At 38.5% G+C, this 19,493-nt stretch carries 20 protein-coding genes and 3 pseudogenes; 16 read left to right on the plus strand and 7 right to left on the minus strand.

Annotated elements, in window-relative coordinates; genetic code table 11:
• The first annotated feature begins 33 nt into the window (after positions 1-33).
• Both CVFO_RS02665 and CVFO_RS02670 read left to right on the plus strand, forming a co-directional pair.
• Positions 34-228 carry a hypothetical protein gene (locus tag CVFO_RS02665; RefSeq protein ID WP_201340066.1) on the plus strand — a complete coding sequence of 65 codons (195 nt, stop codon included), beginning with the start codon at positions 34-36 and terminating at the stop codon, positions 226-228.
• Positions 229-246: 18 nt separating this feature from the next.
• Positions 247-939, plus strand: coding sequence for a M48 family metallopeptidase (locus tag CVFO_RS02670; RefSeq protein ID WP_281064415.1), 693 nt, complete (start codon positions 247-249; stop codon positions 937-939).
• 26 nt (positions 940-965) lie between these two features.
• Here CVFO_RS02670 and der read toward each other — a convergent pair whose 3' ends face one another.
• Genes der through hisS form a run of 3 tightly spaced genes read right to left on the minus strand, consistent with a single transcriptional unit; the run spans position 966 to position 4,255 of the window.
• The gene (der, locus tag CVFO_RS02675) at positions 966-2,363 is read right to left on the minus strand and encodes a ribosome biogenesis GTPase Der (protein WP_201340068.1); all 1,398 of its coding nucleotides are present in this window, start codon (positions 2,361-2,363) and stop codon (positions 966-968) included.
• A gap of 6 nt (positions 2,364-2,369) precedes the next feature.
• Positions 2,370-2,987, minus strand: coding sequence for a YfgM family protein (locus tag CVFO_RS02680; protein WP_201340069.1), 618 nt, complete (start codon positions 2,985-2,987; stop codon positions 2,370-2,372).
• Positions 2,984-4,255, minus strand: a complete 1,272-nt coding sequence (hisS, locus tag CVFO_RS02685) for a histidine--tRNA ligase (RefSeq protein WP_201340070.1) — start codon at positions 4,253-4,255, stop codon at positions 2,984-2,986. Before hisS ends, CVFO_RS02680 begins: the two co-directional genes overlap by 4 nt.
• Before the next feature lie 176 nt (positions 4,256-4,431).
• Between hisS and CVFO_RS02690 the strand changes: the two genes are divergently transcribed.
• From CVFO_RS02690 to radA, 6 genes and pseudogenes are all read left to right on the plus strand, one after another.
• A complete protein-coding gene (locus CVFO_RS02690; RefSeq protein ID WP_201340071.1) occupies positions 4,432-4,824 on the plus strand; it encodes a hypothetical protein in 393 nt (130 codons plus the stop codon).
• 113 nt (positions 4,825-4,937) lie between these two features.
• The gene (locus tag CVFO_RS02695) at positions 4,938-5,123 is read left to right on the plus strand and encodes a SpvB/TcaC N-terminal domain-containing protein (RefSeq protein WP_201340072.1); all 186 of its coding nucleotides are present in this window, start codon (positions 4,938-4,940) and stop codon (positions 5,121-5,123) included.
• Positions 5,124-5,274: 151 nt separating this feature from the next.
• Positions 5,275-6,381 (plus strand): annotated as a pseudogene (locus CVFO_RS02700) (IS3 family transposase).
• A gap of 147 nt (positions 6,382-6,528) precedes the next feature.
• Entirely contained in the window at positions 6,529-7,782 is a 1,254-nt protein-coding gene (gene glyA / locus CVFO_RS02705; RefSeq protein ID WP_201340073.1) for a serine hydroxymethyltransferase, read from the plus strand.
• Positions 7,783-7,793: 11 nt separating this feature from the next.
• Positions 7,794-8,100 (plus strand): annotated as a pseudogene (nrdR, locus tag CVFO_RS02710) (transcriptional regulator NrdR); the annotation flags it as partial.
• A 96-nt stretch (positions 8,101-8,196) separates the two neighbouring features.
• Entirely contained in the window at positions 8,197-9,558 is a 1,362-nt protein-coding gene (gene radA / locus CVFO_RS02715) for a DNA repair protein RadA (protein ID WP_201340074.1), read from the plus strand.
• Positions 9,559-9,584: 26 nt separating this feature from the next.
• Here the strand turns inward: radA and cobO are convergent.
• A pseudogene (gene cobO / locus CVFO_RS02720) lies at positions 9,585-10,661 on the minus strand (cob(I)yrinic acid a,c-diamide adenosyltransferase).
• A 135-nt stretch (positions 10,662-10,796) separates the two neighbouring features.
• On the opposite strand from cobO, the gene CVFO_RS02725 reads away from it, so the two are divergent.
• From CVFO_RS02725 to CVFO_RS02740, 4 genes are all read left to right on the plus strand, one after another.
• Positions 10,797-11,171, plus strand: coding sequence for a hypothetical protein (locus CVFO_RS02725; protein ID WP_225879307.1), 375 nt, complete (start codon positions 10,797-10,799; stop codon positions 11,169-11,171).
• A gap of 85 nt (positions 11,172-11,256) precedes the next feature.
• The gene (locus tag CVFO_RS02730) at positions 11,257-11,604 is read left to right on the plus strand and encodes a hypothetical protein (protein WP_201340076.1); all 348 of its coding nucleotides are present in this window, start codon (positions 11,257-11,259) and stop codon (positions 11,602-11,604) included.
• Positions 11,605-11,712: 108 nt separating this feature from the next.
• Positions 11,713-12,129 (plus strand): hypothetical protein, encoded by a 417-nt coding sequence (locus CVFO_RS02735; protein WP_201340077.1) that lies wholly within the window; start codon positions 11,713-11,715, stop codon positions 12,127-12,129.
• 119 nt (positions 12,130-12,248) lie between these two features.
• Positions 12,249-12,641, plus strand: coding sequence for an HIT family protein (locus CVFO_RS02740; protein WP_201340078.1), 393 nt, complete (start codon positions 12,249-12,251; stop codon positions 12,639-12,641).
• Between the two features lie 68 nt (positions 12,642-12,709).
• Here CVFO_RS02740 and ssb read toward each other — a convergent pair whose 3' ends face one another.
• Genes ssb through CVFO_RS02755 form a run of 3 tightly spaced genes read right to left on the minus strand, consistent with a single transcriptional unit; the run spans position 12,710 to position 15,177 of the window.
• On the minus strand, positions 12,710-13,201 hold the full coding sequence (ssb, locus tag CVFO_RS02745; protein ID WP_201340079.1) for a single-stranded DNA-binding protein: 492 nt from the start codon (positions 13,199-13,201) through the stop codon (positions 12,710-12,712).
• 14 nt (positions 13,202-13,215) lie between these two features.
• Positions 13,216-14,391, minus strand: coding sequence for an MFS transporter (locus CVFO_RS02750; RefSeq protein WP_201340080.1), 1,176 nt, complete (start codon positions 14,389-14,391; stop codon positions 13,216-13,218).
• Between the two features lie 18 nt (positions 14,392-14,409).
• Complete coding sequence (locus CVFO_RS02755) at positions 14,410-15,177, minus strand: outer membrane protein assembly factor BamD (protein ID WP_201340081.1); 768 nt, start codon at positions 15,175-15,177, stop codon at positions 14,410-14,412.
• Between the two features lie 146 nt (positions 15,178-15,323).
• On the opposite strand from CVFO_RS02755, the gene CVFO_RS02760 reads away from it, so the two are divergent.
• From CVFO_RS02760 to CVFO_RS02775, 4 genes are all read left to right on the plus strand, one after another.
• Positions 15,324-17,366 (plus strand): RelA/SpoT family protein, encoded by a 2,043-nt coding sequence (locus CVFO_RS02760; protein ID WP_342591027.1) that lies wholly within the window; start codon positions 15,324-15,326, stop codon positions 17,364-17,366.
• A gap of 79 nt (positions 17,367-17,445) precedes the next feature.
• Positions 17,446-17,640 (plus strand): Fe-S cluster assembly protein IscX, encoded by a 195-nt coding sequence (iscX, locus tag CVFO_RS02765; protein ID WP_201340083.1) that lies wholly within the window; start codon positions 17,446-17,448, stop codon positions 17,638-17,640.
• Positions 17,637-18,911, plus strand: coding sequence for a Tol-Pal system beta propeller repeat protein TolB (gene tolB, locus CVFO_RS02770; protein ID WP_201340084.1), 1,275 nt, complete (start codon positions 17,637-17,639; stop codon positions 18,909-18,911). The genes iscX and tolB overlap by 4 nt, the downstream gene beginning before the upstream one ends.
• A 10-nt stretch (positions 18,912-18,921) precedes the next feature.
• Entirely contained in the window at positions 18,922-19,491 is a 570-nt protein-coding gene (locus CVFO_RS02775; RefSeq protein WP_201340085.1) for an OmpA family protein, read from the plus strand.
• Positions 19,492-19,493 lie beyond the last annotated feature (2 nt).

Here is a 19,493-nt window from a genome sequence, read left to right on the forward strand (position 1 = left end):
TTAATCCGACTGCTGCTTTTATTTAGCGCGTTATTGTTAACTTCATGCTTATCAACGATTGACAAAGGGCTTATGTCAGCCAGCAACGCTATTAGTTTTGTTAACCCAGTGACAGGTAAGCGTGAAATAAACTTTGAATCTCAAGTGCAAGAGATTAAGCGTGCCAATGCACAAAGTAAAGAAATTCTTGCTGACTTAAAACAAAAAAAGATAAAAATTAATAGTTAAAGTCAATATTTTTCTCGCATTCAGCGTGTGTTTAATCGACTTAAAAAAGTTACGCACAAAGCAGATTTACCTTGGGAAGTACACCTAATTGACAATCATCAGTGGAACGCTTTCACCATTGGTGGTGGGAAAGTTTTTGTTTATACAGGGTTGTTTAAAGGCAAGTTGGCAGTGCGCTCTGATGATGAGTTGGCAGCTATTTTGGCTCATGAAATAGCGCATGTAAATGCTAGACATGCTAGTGAAAAACAAGGTAAATTAATGTTATCGAAATTACTTGATAAAAAACTTAGAAGTGCAGCCTATGAGGCAAGTTTCACCACTAATCAAGAAGACGAGGCGGATAAATATTCAGTTATTTATTCAGCATTAGCAGGTTACAAGCCAAGTGCAGGTGCTGAAATATGGGCGCGTATGCATAAGCAATTAGGTAGCGACTCAAAAGACAGATTACATGACCACCCACTTAACGCCGATAAAGCAAAAAGCCTAACACGTTACGCAAAGCTAGCTGAGCAATACTATCATAGTGGTAAGATAAATAAGAATTATAAAACGTTACTGACAAATAATGCTGTGTTTTTTCATCAAGGTGAATCAACGCTTAAAGCGGGTGAGGGTGGTGGATTTTTAGCCCTGTTTGAAACTTTGGGTAACGCTTATGTTGAGGCAGAAAAAGCCAAACAAGAGCAGCGTAAGCGTGGTCTTTAGCACAATACCAATATCAAGAAAACACCTTAACGCTTTTTAACAAATTTCATTAAACGACGCTTTTTGGCAATTTGTCTAGCATTCAATACATTTTTTCTATCTTTAAAAGGGTTGTTGCCACTTTTGTATTCAATTTTGATAGGGGTGTTGATCAATTTTAGGGCATTAATAAAAAAGTTCTTTAAATAACGCTCATAGGCATTGGGCACATTTTGTAGGTGATTGCCATGAAAAGTAAACGTAGGCGGAAATACATCGGTTTGATTGACGTATTTGATTTTTAGCCTTCTGCCTTTAACAGGTGGTGGCTGATGACCTTGATTGGCCTTTTCTAAAATTTTATTCAATACTGAGGTTGAATATTGTCTGCCAGCGTTTTGATAAGACTGGTTAATGGGTGCAAATAATTTACCCACACCAGAGCCGTGTAGGGCAGAAATGTAATGCACGCTAGCATAATTTGCAAAAGAAAGTTTAATGTCCAATTTGCGTTTAACTTCTTGCTTTTGATAATCACCCAAACCATCCCATTTGTTAATGACAATGAGTAATGCTCTACCTTTATCTGCAATCATGCCCAGTAGGGTAGCGTCTTGTTCAGTCACTCCAGTTTGTGCATCTAATACAAGAATGACAACATGAGCTTTTTCCAAGGCATCAATGGCTTTAATAATAGAAAATATCTCAACTTTCTCATGGGTTGAGCGTTTACGGCGAATGCCTGCTGTGTCAATGAGTGTATATTTTTGCCCTTCGCGCTCAAAAGGGATATAAATACTATCACGCGTGGTACCTGGCAAATCAATCACCAGCACACGCTCTTGCCCTAAAATACGGTTAATTAATGTTGATTTACCCACGTTAGGTCTGCCAAGTACAGCTACAGCAATGTCTTCCACTTCTTCCATTTCATCAACGGTGGCTTGAGGTAGTAAGGGCAAGGTAGCGTCAATTAAATCAGCAATACCTTGGCCATGTTCGGCTGAAATCAGCATGGGCTCACCCAGTCCAAGTTCAAAAAATTCAGCAGCTAAGATCGGGTTTAAGCCCTCAGCTTTATTACAAACTAAGATGATATTTTTTTTAAGCTTTCTAAGGCGTGCTGCGATTTCTAAATCAAGACCAATCACACCATCTCGGCTACTAACCATAAAATAAATAACGTCTGATTCTTCTAACGCGTTCAGCACTTGACCTTGAATGCCGCTGTCAACTAAATTGTCTTTATTAGTCAGTCCGCCTGTGTCAATAATTGTGGCAAAAGTTTGCGTATCATCATCCAAAAGCACTTCTGCATATTGACGATCGCGAGTTAACCCTTCAAAATCAGACACCAATGCTTGGCGTGAATGGCTTAGGCGGTTAAACAGCGTGGACTTACCAACATTAGGTCGTCCAACAAGACAAATAATAGGTAAGCCCATGGGTGGTTAATTAAGATCGCTTAATTTAATTTTAATCAAATTTTGCAATCCAGAATTTTTAGAAATTTGACTTAGGGCTAATTCATAATGTTTTTTAGCATTGTCAGTTTGCTTGTCAGCCAAATAAATATCCCCTTTAAGTTGATTGTACAAGCCATCAAATGCACTATTAGGCGCAGTATTTAGCGTCTTAAGCGCTTGTTTGTAATGGCCTATTTCTAAATGCAGGCTGGCTATTCTCATGTTGACAACTTTAGCAATAGAGACATTGCTTGTATCACTCAACGGAGTAAGGTATTCAAGTGCTTGCGTATAATTTTTATTAGCCACCGCATTTTTAGCTAGAATTAATGTTGCTTGGTCAAAATAGCCGCTACTTGCATGGTTGTTTTTTAGTTGTTCGTAGGCTTGTGTGTCGTTAGGATTGGCGCTAAGTGTTAAGTAAATACTTCTCGCTTCAATCAATTGTGTGTGTTGATAATTTTTATAAGCATCAAAACCCCAAATGCCGCTTAAACCTAAGGTAATACCAACAACAATTTGTAGTGTATTTTCTTTGATCCAACGTTTAACTTGCTCAACCTGTTCTTCTTCAGTCTTACCTACTTCAATAAAATTTTTCATGTGTTTTCCTTAAAATATTTAATCGCTTCTTCTAAATCCATGGTTTGTTGTACTCCTTGGCCTTTTAGAGGTTTGATACTCACTTGATTGTTGTTTAATTCTTGCTCACCCAAGATTAATGCAAAATGCGCTTTGGCTTTATCTGCTTTTTTAAACTGACTTTTAAAACTACCCAAAGTGATGTCATTATAAAGGATTGCATTAGGTAGTGCATCATGCAAAGTACTGGCTATTTGCATCGATTTAATCTGCGCTTTTTCACCTAATGCAACCAAATAAATAGACAAAGTAGTAGGCTCAACTATCATTAGGTTTTGCGCTTCTAATAGCAACACCAAGCGCTCTAAACCAATCGCTAAACCAACTGCTGGTGTCGGTGTGCCACCCATTTTTTCAACCAAACCATCATACCGTCCACCGGCGCAAATCGTACCTTGTGCACCTAAATCAGTTGTCGTCCATTCAAATACAGTGCGGTTGTAATAATCTAATCCGCGAACCAGGCGGGTATTAATTATATAAGCAATGTCTAAGGCACCTAAATAAGTCTTAAACTGCTCAAAGTGTTGTGCAGATTCTTCGTCTAAACAATCCATTAGCTTAGGTGCATCGCTAATTAAAGAGTGCATCGCTTTATTCTTACTATCTAAAATGCGCAAAGGATTGGTTTTTAATCGCCTTAAACTATCCTCATCAAGCTGGTCTTTATGCTGATTAAAATACACAACCAATACTTTTCTATAAGCAGCCCTAGCCTCACTAGAGCCTAAAGTGTTAATCTCTAATATAATATTTTTCAAACCTAAAACTTGCCACAAAGCATGCGTCATTATCATAAGTTCAGCATCCGCCTTGGTATCATTTGCACCAAATACTTCAAGCCCCACTTGATGAAATTGACGATAACGCCCCTTTTGCGGGCGTTCGTGCCGAAACATTACCCCTTGATAAAAAACTTTTTGAACCCCTTCTCTGGGCAAGTTATGCTCAATCATCATGCGCACACAACCCGCTGTGCCTTCAGGTCTTAAGCTTAATGACTCGCCGCTTGACTCTGTCCACGAATACATTTCCTTTTCAACAATATCCGTAGCCCCACCAATTGCACGACAAAAAGTATCCGTTTTCTCAACAATTGGCGTGCGAATATTTTGATAGCCATAACTAATAAACAAATTAAATATTGTCTTTTCTAACGACAGCCAAAACGCAGAATCTTTGGGTAATAAGTCGTTCATGCCACGAATGGCCTGGATTTTTTTACTCATTTGTTGGTAAGTGTTAGGAGTTTTTAGCATTTTACCAATTTATATCTTATGGATTAGAAAAATAAAAAACAAAATGTGGTATTTATTTTTATGATAGAATTCCTTCAATTTCCTCAAACATCTAGGAGCATCCATGCCCACTAACTACCGCTACCTATCCTTCGGTATCGCTGTTTTTGCTGCTGCTCTTATCATCTTCTCCCTTAACATCGACACTCAACCTAATAACAACACCTCATCTATATTTATCCAACCAACCCAAAAACCCTTTCAACAGCAACAACCTCATTAACACCGCCAATGACAGTGAATACAACCCCAATCTACCCCCAGGCTTTCCTAAACCTCTACCCCCACTAGACCAAGACCAACTCAAACAAACCGATGACTTAATTGCCCAAGGTGATGCCATCATTGCAGAAATAGACGCCCTAATCGTCACACTTGATCTACCCAAAATCAAACTAAGTAAAGCCGAACAAACCAAGCTAAACACCCAGCGCCAAAGCCAACAGACCCAATTAGCAGACATCAGAGCTCAACTAGAAACCCTAAAGCAAGACCTATAGGAAATTAACAATGCAAGCATTACTCACCCAATCCATCAGCCTAATCACTTCAACTCTATTAGTCTTCCTACTGGGTATATCTACCCAAGCAAGCGCAACCACAACTACAAACATTGATACCACCAACCCTAGTTGGCAGCACCGCAGGAGCTTTAAGCGTTAACCAAGGTGCAGCAAACTACACCATCCCCATCACTGTCCCACCCGGTGTTGCAGGCATGCAACCCGAACTTAGTATTAACTACAACTCAAACGCTGGCAACGGTATTCTAGGCATGGGCTTTAATGCAATGCTCTAACCTACTTGGACACAAAGATAGCCTTATAATACAAACCATAAGGAGGTCAGTAATGACACAATATAAATCAAGAAAACAACGAGTGACTTTTACCGTTGAACATTCTGTTCAATACCCCCTTGAGGGGGAAACACTAGATTATGCCAAACTCATGGTGCATGAGAATTACACCAATAAAAAAAATCATGATAATATCAGGAGCTTGCTCCTCAGCAGTTAGCAGATGGAGAAAACAATACCTAGCAGAGCTTGGTGGACAAACACCAGAGTCAGGCAAAGCGCTGACTTCTGAACAACAAACAATACAACTGCTTGAGAAACAACTTTGGCGCGCACAAAGGGACAATGAAATCTTAAAAAAGGCAACAGCCTTGTTCGCTGTGGACAATCACCAAGTGATATGATTATCAAGATAAACAAGGCTTGCCAACAATACAATACTAAAGAATTATGAGCATTACTCAAACTTCCTCGCAGTAGTTATTACTATCAAGTCAAAGATAAGCGAGTAAACAACAACACCAACGCTATGATTAAATTAATCAAACAAACTGCTATTGAAGTTGGATACACCTATGGCAAACGCAGAATGCGAGTAGTTTTGAATAACCAAGGTTATAACATTGGTATTTACCAAACTGCAACGCTAATGAAAAAAGCCAATGTAGTTGCCATACGCCCAAGAAAGCGTCATTATTACCCTAATACTAGATTGATGTTTAAAAAGGCAAAAAACCTATTAAATCGTGTGTTTGAGCAGCAATCAATTAATACGCATTGGGTTGGTGATATTACCTATATCAAAACCTATCAAGGTGGGAGTTATTTAGCCAGTGTGTTGGATTTAGGCTCAAGACAAGTTGTTGGTTGGGCATTGTCAAAACAGCCTAATGCTCAGTTGGCAAAGGATGCGCTTAGTAATGCTGTGTCTAGACACCAGCCCAATACAAATAAACACATGTTCCACTCTGATCAAGGGACTCAATACTCTTCTAAAGTTTTTATTGATTATTGCAACAAGAACAACATTACTCAAAGCATGAGCAGGCGAGGTAATTGTTGGGATAATGCGGTCATGGAGCGTTTCTTTAGAAGTCTGAAGACTGAGAGATTAAATTATCAAAGTTTTGCAAATCATAGTGAAGTCGTGCAAAATGTAGAGGGTTATATCTACTTGTATAATTACAAAAGGATTCATTCAGCGATTGGGTATTTAACACCTGCTCAAAAGATGGCTGAATTGAAAAAAGCGGCTTGAAATGTGTCCAAGTAGGTTAGGCCGTTACACTAAATCCAAGTTGATTGGTTAAAAGTGGTAATATTTGAGTGATAATTTATTCTTTATTTGGGTTTGTGCGTTAAAATAAATCGCTAAAATTTTAAACATTATATGACGAGGAAAACTATGTTCGATAAATCTCAAACGTTAGCTAAAGTAGATACTGAAATTCATCAGGCGATTGCACTAGAAGAGGCTCGCCAAGAGGCGCATATTGAGTTAATTGCCAGTGAAAACTACACCTCACCTGCAGTGATGGAGGCGCAAGGCTCGCAATTGACGAATAAGTATGCTGAGGGCTATCCTAAAAAGCGTTATTACGGTGGATGCGAGCATGTTGACACAGTTGAACAATTAGCGATTAACCGTGCTAAGGCATTATTTGGTGCGGATTATGCGAATGTTCAGCCACATTCTGGTTCTCAGGCGAATGCTGCAGTTTTTCAGGCATTGTTAGTGCCCGGAGATACAATTTTAGGCATGAGTTTGGCACATGGCGGGCATTTGACGCATGGTGCTGCGCCTTCGTTTTCGGGTAAAAACTTTAATGCCATTCAGTATGGCTTGAATGAAAAAACGGGTGAAATTGATTATGAGCAAGTTGAGGCTTTAGCAAAAGAGCATAAGCCTAAAATGATTATTGCTGGTTTTTCGGCGTATTCACGTGTGGTTGATTGGCAGCGTTTTAGAGAAATTGCAGATGCTGTTAGCGCTTATTTAATGGTTGATATGGCGCATGTTGCAGGTTTGATAGCAACGGGTGAGTATCCATCGCCAGTGGCAATTGCAGATGTAACCACAACAACCACGCATAAAACACTTCGCGGTCCTCGTGGCGGTTTAATTTTGGCTAAGGCTAATGAGGTAATTGAGAAGAAACTTAATTCTGCTATTTTCCCTGGTATTCAAGGTGGACCACTGATGCATATTATTGCTGCTAAGGCGGTGAGTTTTAAAGAGGCAATGAGTGATGAATATAAGGCTTATCAAAAGCAAGTAAAGATTAATGCACAAGTGATGGCCAATACATTTATTAAGCGTGGGTTTGATGTGGTGTCAGGTGGTACGGATGACCATTTATTTTTAGTAAGTTTTATTGACCAAGGATTAACAGGTAAAGCAGTAGATACTGCCTTAGGTAGTGCATATATTACAGTTAATATGAATGCCGTGCCAAATGACCCACAATCCCCTTTTGTAACCAGTGGTATTCGCGTGGGCACGCCAGCAGTGACAACGCGTGGTTTTAATGAAAATGATTGTGCCGATTTAGCTACGTGGATGTGTGATATTTGTGATGATTTAGAGAATGAGGCTGTGATTGACAAGGTTAGAGAAAAAGTCACTAGCCTTTGTGCTAAGCACCCAGTTTATAACTAGATTAAGCCTATATGCGTTGTCCATTTTGCCAATCTGATGATACTTAAAGTATTAGACACACGTTTGATTGATGATGGCTCTCAAGTACGTCGTCGTCGTGAGTGCACTTCTTGTGGTGAACGTTATTCAACGCGTGAAACGGTTGATCTTAACCTACCACGCTTGATTAAAAGTGATGACTCTAGGGAGGCTTTTGATGAAGATAAACTGCGCTCTGGTTTGTTGAAAGCCTTAGAAAAACGCCCCGTTTAAACCTCGCAAATTGAAACCTCTATTGCGAGCATTGAGCGTAAATTAATGAGCCAAGCTGATCGTGAAAAGTGCCTTGTACTAAGATTGGCGAGTGGGTGTAGGTTATCAATTAATGGCACAATAAATTTATCAATTGTTGCTTGACAAAGGTGCGTTAGAATAATGGCAAAAACAAAAGTTGAATTTGTCTGTCGTGAATGCGGTTCTTCGCATCATCAATGGGCAGGGCAGTGCTTAGATTGTAAATCTTGGAATACGCTAGAAGAGATTGTGTTGTTGCAAACTGCGCCATCAAAATCTACAATTTTGCAAGACCTTCCTGCCTCTAAAGTTCAAAATTTATCTGATATCAAATCAGAAAATAAGGTTAGACTTTCAACGGGGCTAAGTGAGCTTGACCGTACTTTGGGTGGTGGCTTGGTTGATGGCTCGGTGGTGTTGATTGGTGGTGACCCTGGTATTGGCAAATCAACTTTGATTTTGCAAGCGGTTGCTAAAATTAATCAAAAGCACACAACTTTGTATGTGAGTGGCGAGGAATCGGCTGACCAAATCAGCGACAGGGCGTTGCGCCTTGGTATTAAAGAGGACATTCTTTTGCTGAGTGAAACGCATTTGGAAAAAATCATCACACTTGCTAAAGCAGTACAACCCAAAGTTATTGTCATTGATTCTATTCAAACCATGGTAACAGATGGCTCTACTTCGGTACCAGGCTCGGTAACACAAGTGCGTGATTGTGCTGCACAACTGACTCAATTCGCCAAGCAAACCAATACCATTCTTTTAATGATTGGCCATGTTACTAAAGATGGTGTGTTAGCAGGTCCAAGAATTCTTGAGCATATGGTAGACACGGTGCTTTATTTTGAAGGGGATGCAGGTGGGCGTTACCGTATTATCCGTGCGGTAAAAAACCGTTTTGGTGCAGTGAATGAAATTAGTATTTTTGTGATGAGCGAGGCAGGCTTACAACAGGTTGAGAATCCATCAGCAATATTTTTATCAAACTCAGCCAAGCCTTCACCAGGCTCTATGGTGATGGTAACACGTGAGGCAACTCGACCACTGATGATTGAAATACAAGCATTGGTAGATACTGCCAGTGGCAATTCTAAGCGTGTATGTGTTGGTTTGGATCAAAATCGTTTGGCTTTGCAACTTGCAGTACTACATAAGCATGGTGGCATTGCAACTCACGATCAAGATGTATTTGTTAATGTGGTTGGTGGTATTAAGATGAATGAGACTGCCTCAGATTTGGTGGTCATGTTGGCAATTATGTCTAGCTTGCGGGATAAGGTTATTCCCAAAGATTGGGTTGCTTTTGGTGAGGTGGGTTTAACGGGCGAAGTGCGTCCAGTTTATAACGGCATTGAGCGTTTGTCAGAAGCGCAAAAACATGGCTTTAAAGTAGCGATTATACCCAAGGGGAATGCGCCTAAAAAAATACTTAAAGGGCTAAAAATTGTGCCGGTAGAATACTTGCATCAAGCTTTACAGTTTATGATTGAAAACACCTAAGATTTCAATCTAGGTAAGCTTTATGATTAGAGGTCTATGTCTTTTTGGGCTTTAATATTTGCCCTAAAAGCGTGTTTAATGTCTTTAACTTCACTTACTGTGTCAGCAAGTTTGACTAAATTTTAGCTAGCCGCTCTACCTGTGATAATCACATGTTGATTTTTTGGGCGATCGGCTAAAACGTCAAGAATTTTTTGCTCATCAAGATATTTATAATTAATCATGTAAGTAAGTTCATCTAAAACCACCAAGTCAATGGATTGATTGGTTAGATATTTTCCAGCTTCAGACCAAGTTTTAACAGCTATTTTAGTGTCAAATGCTTTGTCTTGAGTGTCCCAAGTAAAACCTGTTTTCATCAGTGCGGTTTGTACGTTGGGTTGTTTGGCTAGAAATATATCTTCGCCTGTGTCTTGCGTGCCTTTTAAAAACTTGGCAATGCCAATGTTCATTCCATAACCCAGTGCACGGCAAATCATGCCCAGTGCAGATGATGATTTGCCTTTGCCCAGACAGGGTGCGCGACCAGAGGTATCAGTAATGGTGCTAGAAATCATGATTGGTAATTCGACATTGTCGTCTTCAAAGACTTGTTCAACCGCAAAGATAGCAGCTTTGGCGTTGAGTGTATCAAAGATGGTTTCAATCAGAATAATATCCGCACCACCTTTAATCAAGCCACGAGTAGATTCTATATAAACATCAACCAACTCATCAAAGGTGACGTTTCTAAACCCAGGGTCGTTGACATCTGGCGAGAGTGAACAAGTGCGTGAAGTTGGACCAATAACACCAGCAACAAATCTTGGCTTTTCAGCACTTGAAAATTCATCTGCTACTTGGTATGCAATTTCGGCACTTTCAAGGTTAATTTCATAGGCCAATGCTTCCATTTTGTAATCAGACATGGAAGTACGCGTTGCATTAAAAGTATTGGTTTCAATAATATCAGCACCTACTTTTAAGTAGTCTTTGTGAATGTCTTTAATAATTTGAGGCTGAGTCAGTGAGAGTAAATCGTTGTTACCTTGAACCAAAACATACCAATCTTTAAAACGCTCGCCACGATAGTCTTGCTCGGTTAATTTATGCTTTTGAATCAAGCACCATCAAGTACTAAAATTCGCTGCTCTAAAAGGGATTGTAATATTTGTTTTGTATTCATGGTTGGCATTATACAAGTATATAATAAGTTCTAAATTGTAAGGGGTGTGGTGAAAAAGATATTATTACTTGGATTGCTAATTACAAGTTTAAATGCAACTGCATTTTTAGACTTTAACAGTTATGGCTCTGGTTATAAGAATAACGATTGGCCAGTTTGGACACCCATGTACTGGATGGAAAGGGTGGATAATAACAGCGCTCGTTATAATTACCCTTATCCCTATAACAATCAAGCATTTAATACCAATGCCTCACGCTTTAATATGAATCAAATGCCAACCCCTAATCAGGCATATCAAGCAGAAAATAATACCACGCCTTTGATGTATGAAACGCCCGCAGCCATGTCGTTTGCTAACCCTAATCATGCACCAATCATAAATAACCTTGGGTCGTCAAAGTCTTATGCTGACTATCGATATTCACGTAATCCTCGCTCTTTTTAAATATTAGCTTTGCTTAAAGACCAATTTGCATAAATATATCATTATGTTATAATATAAATTGAATTAAATAAATGGAGATATGATAATGAAAAAGATTTTTGCAATAGTGCTATTGGCATTCACTCTAAGTGCAAATGCATTTTGGAACAGCAACAACACCCCTTGGGGCAACAACCATAATGGTTATGGCTATCAAGAAGATAATGGCATGTTTGGCTACAACCCATACGATTTTTGGGATCCTCGTTGGTATCCAGAAGAAATGGGCAATATGTTTGACGAGTTTGACAACAATGGTTGGAGTAACAACAACAACTATTATAGTTATGGTCGTAATGGTTATGGTTTCGCACCCAATGGTTATACAAATACCCCATGGGGACCTGGCGTTGTACCTAACATGACTACACCAGTAGTACCAACAGCAAGATAGCATAAAAGCTATGATTAAAAAACCAGCATTAGTTGCTGGTTTTTTTCGCTAAAAGTAAGGCATTAGGTTTATAATAACGATTAATTAATAATTAAGGAGTGAAAAAGTATGAAAAAAATAATAACAGTTTCCTTGCTAATATTGGCACTTAATGCTACTGCAAATTGGGGTAATAATTGGAATAGCAACAGTCCAATGAATTTTGGCAACAACACGCCTTGGAATGGTGGTAACTTTAATAACGCGCCATGGGGTGGTAACAATTGGGGAAACTCTCCTTGGAACAATAATAATTCTTTTACGCCGTTTAGAACTAATAACAACTTCAGTCCTTTTAATAATAGCAATGGTCAGCCGTTTAGTTTTGACACTGGCACTACTAGACCTTGTGGGTTTAATACCAACCCTAATTCGTTTGGAGCAATGAATAATAGTCCTTGGAATTATGGCTACAATCAAGCAATCCCAGTAACGGCTGAAACAGAAAATGACGAGTCTTCAGTATCAACCGAAGACACTCAATAAATCTAAGTTGTGTAGTAAAACCGGCTTTATGCTGGTTTTTTATTGCCTGATTTGCTGCAAGCATTATGCTCATTAATGCTTGTCTGGGTTAAAATACTCATTAAACCTAGGAATAAAAAATGAATACAGATTGCTTGTTTTGTCAATTGCGTGAAGAAAGAATTATTGGTCAGTGTGATTTAACTATTACGTTTTTAGACTCTTATCCTGCCTCTCCTGGGCATGCGTTGATTATCCCTAAAAGACACGTTGCTACTTATTTTGATATTACCGAACAAGAGCAAAATGCGATTGCTAAAGCCATTCAAAAAGCCAAATTGATTCTTGATGAGGAGTTTTCTCCAGATGGTTACAACATTGGTGTGAATAATGGTGAAGCAGCAGGGCAGAGCATTATGCACTTGCATGTGCACTTGATTCCTAGATATAAAGACGATGTTGAAAATCCTAAGGGTGGCGTGCGTTGGGTGATTTCAAACAAGGCTGATTATTGGAGTAATCGAGATAAATAACACATTTGAGCATGCAATAAAAAACCCGTTTTAATGGGTTTTTTATTGGTGTTGTGTATGTTTATTTTTTAAAAAGGAATGTCATCATCAAACCCAGAATTATCAACAGGTGCGATAGGGTCTGAGATTGGTGCTACTGCAGCTTGTTGCTGTGGTACAGGTGCAGAAGGCGCTGATTGTTGAGGTTGGGGCGCGCCACCCATATCAGTATTATCGTGACGATCTAACATTTGTAACGTGCTATTAAAACCAGACACAACTACTTCAGTCATGTAACGGTCAGCACCAGTTTGGTCTTGCCATTTGCGTGTTCTTAGGTTGCCTTCAACGTAAACCTTGGAGCCTTTGTGTAGGTATTGACCAGCAATCTCAGCTAATTTGCCAAATAAACTAACACGGTGCCACTCGGTTTTATCAACCTTTTGTCCTGTATTTTTATCTGTCCAGCTTTCACTGGTTGCAACGGATAAAGTGGTTACTGCTCTACCATCAGAGGTGTATTTCAATTCTACATCTTGACCTAAATTGCCTACTAAAATTACTTTGTTGATTCCTGCCATTTTTTTTGCTCCGATTAATTTTCTGTTGCCCGTTTGATGGGTATTTTTTGCTTTGTTATTAGGATAATTATCCACCAAATAATTGCAATAAATGTGGTGAATAAGAATACACTATTTAGATTAGATATGTTGTAAATCCATCCGCCAACAATGCCACCAACGAACGCACCTAAAAACTGTGATGTAGCGTAAAAACCCATTGCCAAACCGCGTTTATCAGCACTTGCACTTGAAGCTATGAGTGAAGGTAGAATGGCTTCTAATGCGTTAAAAGCAATAAAGAATAAAGTTAAGAGAATAAAAAATGAAGTGTAAGTAAGTTGCATTTGGTAAAACAAAATTTGACTGATAATCAGCAGTGCAATGGCGCTTAAAAATACAGGTTTAATTTTTTGATATTTGGAAGCTAGAATAACCATTGGCAACATACCAACAAAGGACAAGATAATAATGGGTAAATACATTTGCCAACTGTCTTTAATATCAACAATATTGTTTTCTTTTAAAAAGATTGGCATGGCGATAAAAGCACAAGTTAGGATTAAATGTAGCGCAAAGACGCTAAAATCTAGCCGTAGTAAATCAACATTGATTACTTTTTTGATGTTTGCAATTGACAAAGCATACTGCTCTTTAGGTTTGGCGTTGGGCAGGGTACTAACAATAATCAGTGCAACAACAGAGAGCAAAGCAATCACCCAAAATAAACCAGATATGCCTAGATTAACACTGATGATAGGGCCTAGTAGTAAGGCCAGCATAAAGGCTACGCCTATTTGCACACCCACAAAAGCATTGGCTTTGGAGCGTTGATTTTCACTAACAAAATCTGCTAAAAACGCCATCAATACTGCTGAAATAGCACCTGCACCTTGCAGCGCCCTACCAATAACAATATCTATGATGTCTGTTGAGTTGGCGGCCACAACACTACCAATAAAAAAGATAACAAGACCAATGATTAGCATGGGTTTGCGACCATACTTGTCTGATAAATAGCCAAAGGGAATTTGTAATAACGCCTGAGTTAGTCCATAAATGCCAATAGCCAAGCCTATTAAGTAAGGTGTGGTACTGGTATATTCACTGGCATAAACTGAAAATATAGGAAAAATCATAAACAAGCCCAGCATACGCGTGGCCATGATTAAAGAAATCTTAAATGCGAAAGCTCTTTCTTGTTTGTTCATTGGAGCTGGTTAAGAATTTTAGTCTTCTAAAGAGTAATGTGGTGTGTACGAAGGGTAGCTACTCTTTAGTACGCGACGTGCATCTTTTGCCAGTATGTTTGCACTAATAGCGTCATAATTATAGGCTATTAAATGTAGTGCTGCAGGAACTGAAGGTGTGTTTGGATATTTTTCAATGATAAATTTAGTGCGGTTGATGGCAGCAATATTAGCCCCTCTTTTGGTGTAGTAAATAGCTACAAATAACTCATGTCTTGATAAAATATTTCTAAGTATAACTAAATGGGTTTTGGCCTCTTCAGCATACTCGGTTTTGGGGAATTTATCAATCAGTGCTAGATAGTAGTTAAAGGCATCACGCACTGAGTTAACATCGCGCTGGGCGCTATCAGTAAGGTAGTCATCTAAAAATGAGCGAGATTTGTCTTGTGAAATAACGCCACGTAAATAATAGGCATATGGGGTTGAAAAGTGTTCTGGATAAAGCTTAATATAGTTATTTAAGCGATCAATTGCTTGATTGTAATCCTTGCTCTTATACAATGCATAAGCGATTTCTAATTTAGACCGTAGTGCATATTTTGAGCCAGGGTAGGCTACTTGTAGCTGTTCAAAAAGCGCAATGGCTTTGTCCGTTGAGCCTGATGAAGCCTCTTCTTTAGCTTGAGCAAAGAATGTTTTTGGCGACCAGCCTTTAGTAATAGATTCTCTTTTGGCTTCTTCTTGCCAAGAACAACCATTAAGTAATAATGTTAAAAAAGGTAGGATGATGAATAATTTTTTCATAACTTAAGGTATTGTATGTGAGGGCATTATACTGGTGTGGTTGTATTATAATGGCAAAGATTTATCCTTAAATTTAACTATATTGAATGAATTCACCTGATAAAAGAGTCCTAATTAGCGAGCTGTGTAATACGCTAGAAAATTATATGTCTAAAGAGCAAATTAAGGGTGTTTATCAGGCTTACACTGTTGCAGCGATGGCGCATGATGGGCAATATCGACAATCGGGCGAGGCCTATGTATTTCACCCCATATCAGTTGCTATGATTTTGGCAGAGTTAAAATTAGACTATTATTGTATTGTGGCAGCAATATTGCACGATTGTATCGAGGATACTTCAGTCACTTACGAGCAAATTAAATGTGATTTTGGTGATGAAATTGCACACATTGTAGAGGGAGTGTCCAAACTAACTGGGCTGGAATTTCACTCAAACACAGACAAGCAAGCACAAAATTTTAGAAAGTTGTTTTTAGCCATGAGTGATGACATGCGTGTTATGGTAATCAAACTGGCGGATCGTTTGCACAATATGCAAACACTTGGCTCTATGCGTCGAGACAAGCAACTTAGAATTGCCAAAGAAACGGTAGAAATACATGCGCCCATAGCGCGTCGCTTGGGTCTTAATAGTATTAGGGTTGAGCTTGATAATTTGTGTTTTGCTATTATTTATCCGTTTCGTAATAAAGTTTTGCTCAGTCAAATTAAAAAACAATGTGGCAATCGTAAGAAAACCATCAGTCACATCCAAACTGAAATAAAAAATCGACTAAACCAAGAAGGCATACCTAATGCCGATATCAATGGTCGTAGAAAGCAACCTTGTAGTATTTATAGAAAGATGAAAATCAAGCATTTGAAGTTTTCTCAGGTGTTAGACATGTATGCACTTAGGGTTATTGTGGTTGATGTGGCACAATGCTATCAAGCTCTAGGCATTATTCATAATTTATATAAGCCATTACCAGGCAAGTTTAAAGATTATGTGGCACTACCCAAATCAAACGGCTATCAGTCGTTACATACAGTGCTATTTGGTCCTAACAAGATTTTTATTGAAGTGCAAATTCGCTCATCTGACATGCATTTTATTTCAGAATACGGCATTGCTGCACATTGGCACTATAAGAGTGATTCTAATCATAAGTCAGAATTGGCTAATAACTGGTTAGGCTCATTACTTGATATTCAAAAAAATTCGGGCACTTCTATTGAATTTTTAGAAGAAACCAAAGCAGATTTGTTCCCTTCCGAGGTGTTTGTTTTTACTCCTGAAGGGGATATTATTCAGCTACCTTATAAATCAACCGTGCTTGATTTTGCCTACATGGTACATACTAGTATTGGCAATCACACCCTTAAAGCCAAGGTTGACCAAGTTAACACGCCCATTTCTACTGAATTAAAATCAGGACAAACCATTGAAATTATCACTGATGATAAGGCCACACCCAGGTCTTCTTGGTTACAAATTGTTATTACTGTAAAGGCCAGATCCTCAATCAAGGCATATCTTAAAAACGAATCTGCTGCTGAACTAATCCAACTGGGGGAATATTTATTAATCAATGCGCTGGATTATCAAAATATAGACACCGACGGCATTAATGAGGCTCAGTGGTTGGCATGCCTTAAAGCGTTAAATTGCGACTCTAAAGAAGACATGTATATGAAAATTGGATTGTCTGAGATTTTAGTATCAGTTGCACTGAACAAGTTGCAAGGCGATAACGCCAAGCACACAACGCAAAAAATTAGTATTCACAAAACCCAAGGTAAAGCCATTAGTTTTGCACATTGTTGCCATCCCATCCCTGGCGATAAAGTGACTGGTGTTTTAACCACTTCTAAAGGTATGGTGATTCACAGGGTAATTTGTGCTAACTTGGTTCGTGCTAAGAGCAAAAATGCACAATGGCTTGATATTGATTGGCAAGCAGATAAAGACGAGGAATTTAAAGCCATGATTGATGTTGATGTTGCCAACCAAAGAGGTACACTTGCCTCTATTGCCAGTGTTATTTCAAAAATGAACATCAATATTGAGCGCTTAGAGATTCAAGAAAAAGACAATTCCATCAAATCACTCAATATGGTCATTAGTGTTGCAAATATCACTCAATTAAATGAGGTATTTGTACAGCTAAAGACGCTCGAATTTGTTCGAGATGTGAGTAGAGTGTGATTTAAAAAAAGCGACTAAATTTTTACCCATACCAAACCTTAGTTTGGTTAAAATTAAGATTTAATTTAAGGTATTTTTTATGAATTGGACAGACTCCCTAGATATTGCGATGGCCTTAGACGAGGCTCATCCAGAGGTTAATCCTAATATTATTAATTTTGTTGATCTTAGACAGATGGTGATTGCACTGGATAAGTTTGATGGTGATGCAAATAAATCAGGCGAAAAAATCCTTGAAGCCATCCAAATGAACTGGATAGAAGAAAAAGAATGAAGCAACTGCTTGTTTTTGTTTTATCACTTTATACCACCCTTGCTTGGGCAGTATTAGAAGTTACCATTCTCAAACAAGATGAAAATGCTTTCCCCATTGTTATTTCTGATTTTTCTGTTGTGGGTGATGCAAACCAAGGCAAAACTATTGCACATGTTATGCGTGATAACTTTAATCGCTCGGGTGAATTTAGCGCCTCTGGTGCAAATTATGTGATTAATAACAAGCCCAATTTTGACAAATGGAAAGCAAAAAAAATTGAAGCTATTGTGCTTGGCAAGCTAGAAAAAATCAGCAAAAAAGTCTTCAATGTTGAGATTGAATTACTGGATGTTTATTCTAAGAAAACACTCTATAAAGATAAATTTGCCGTGCACAATAGTGGCATTAGAAGAATTGCACACTATTTGTCTGATCAAATTTATCATGCTTTGTTAGGTGAAAGAGGCTCTTTTGATACGCGCCTAGCTTATATTACCGTTACTAATAAAGGCAAAGGTGGGCGTGAATATCGTTTAGAAATATCAGACTCTGATGCGCAAAATCCACAAACCATCTTAAAATCTAAAGAGCCTGTTTTATCACCCGTTTGGTCACCTGACCAAAATAAAATTGCTTACGTGTCTTTTAGAAATGCCCGTTCAGAGGTGTTCATCCAATACCCATTTGTACGCCGAAAAACACAAAAATTGCCTTATTTTGATGGCATTGCCTCATCGCCATCTTGGCATCCAAATGGTAAAAGCCTTTTGCTCACGCTATCCAAAAACGGCAACAAGGATATTTATTCTTATCAATTAGCCTCTAAAAAACTAACAAGGCTGACTACAGATGTAAGCATCGATACTGAGGCAAGTTACTCACCAGAGGGCGATAAAATTGTGTTTACCTCCAATCGTTCTGGACAGGTACAAGTTTATATTAAAGATTTAAAAACCAGTAAAATTAACAGAGCAACCTTTAAGGGCAGATATAATGCCAAAGCAGTTTTTTCTCCTGATGGTAAAAGCTTGGCTATGGTGCATAGGGTGGGTAAAGATTACCGTATTGCCTTATTAGATATTGCCACTAAGGATTTGACTATTATGACAAATAATCAATTAGACGAATCACCATTTTTTTCACCAAATGGCGGTATGATTATCTTTGCTACTAATAAAGATAGCTCTGGTGTACTTTCTGTGGTTTCAATATTGGGTCGTCAAACCTTTGAACTGGCTAGTAAAGCAGGCGAAGTTAGAGAGCCAAATTGGTCACATTATTTAAAATAGGAGGCGTTAAATGTTAAAACTAATATCCCTAACAACAATAGTGTTGTTGTTGTCATGTTCATCCGTAGATGATTTGTATAAAAAAGTATTACCCAAGCCAAGCGTGGTTACCATTGAAGATAGGACGGAAAATACACAAGAAAATGTTATTGAGGCAGATCAGTCTAGTTTTCAATCGCAAGGGTTTTCTAGAAGTGGTGTAGACACATCAAGCATTATTGAGCCAGTTGTCGTAGCAGATTTTAGAAACACGGACGTTAGTTTTGTTTTGTATTTTTACTATGATGGCACTGAGATTGATGAAGATTCAACCAAGCAAATCATCAAACATGCAAACTTTATGCGCAACAATCCAGCACTAAATTTACGCCTAGAAGGACATGCAGATGAGCGTGGCACGCGTGAATACAACCTAGCACTGGGTGAAAACCGCGCTTTAAGTGTTAAAGAAATCTTAGGCCTGTATGATCTTTCTTCAAGGGTTGAAGTTATTAGTTTTGGCGAGGAAAAACCCATACTACAGCACCACGATGAGGATGCATGGCAGAAAAACAGACGCGTTGAGTTTGTTTATCAATAAAG

The organism is Isorropodon fossajaponicum endosymbiont JTNG4 (genome assembly GCF_016592615.1).
Taxonomy (GTDB): Bacteria; Pseudomonadota; Gammaproteobacteria; order PS1; family Pseudothioglobaceae; genus Ruthia.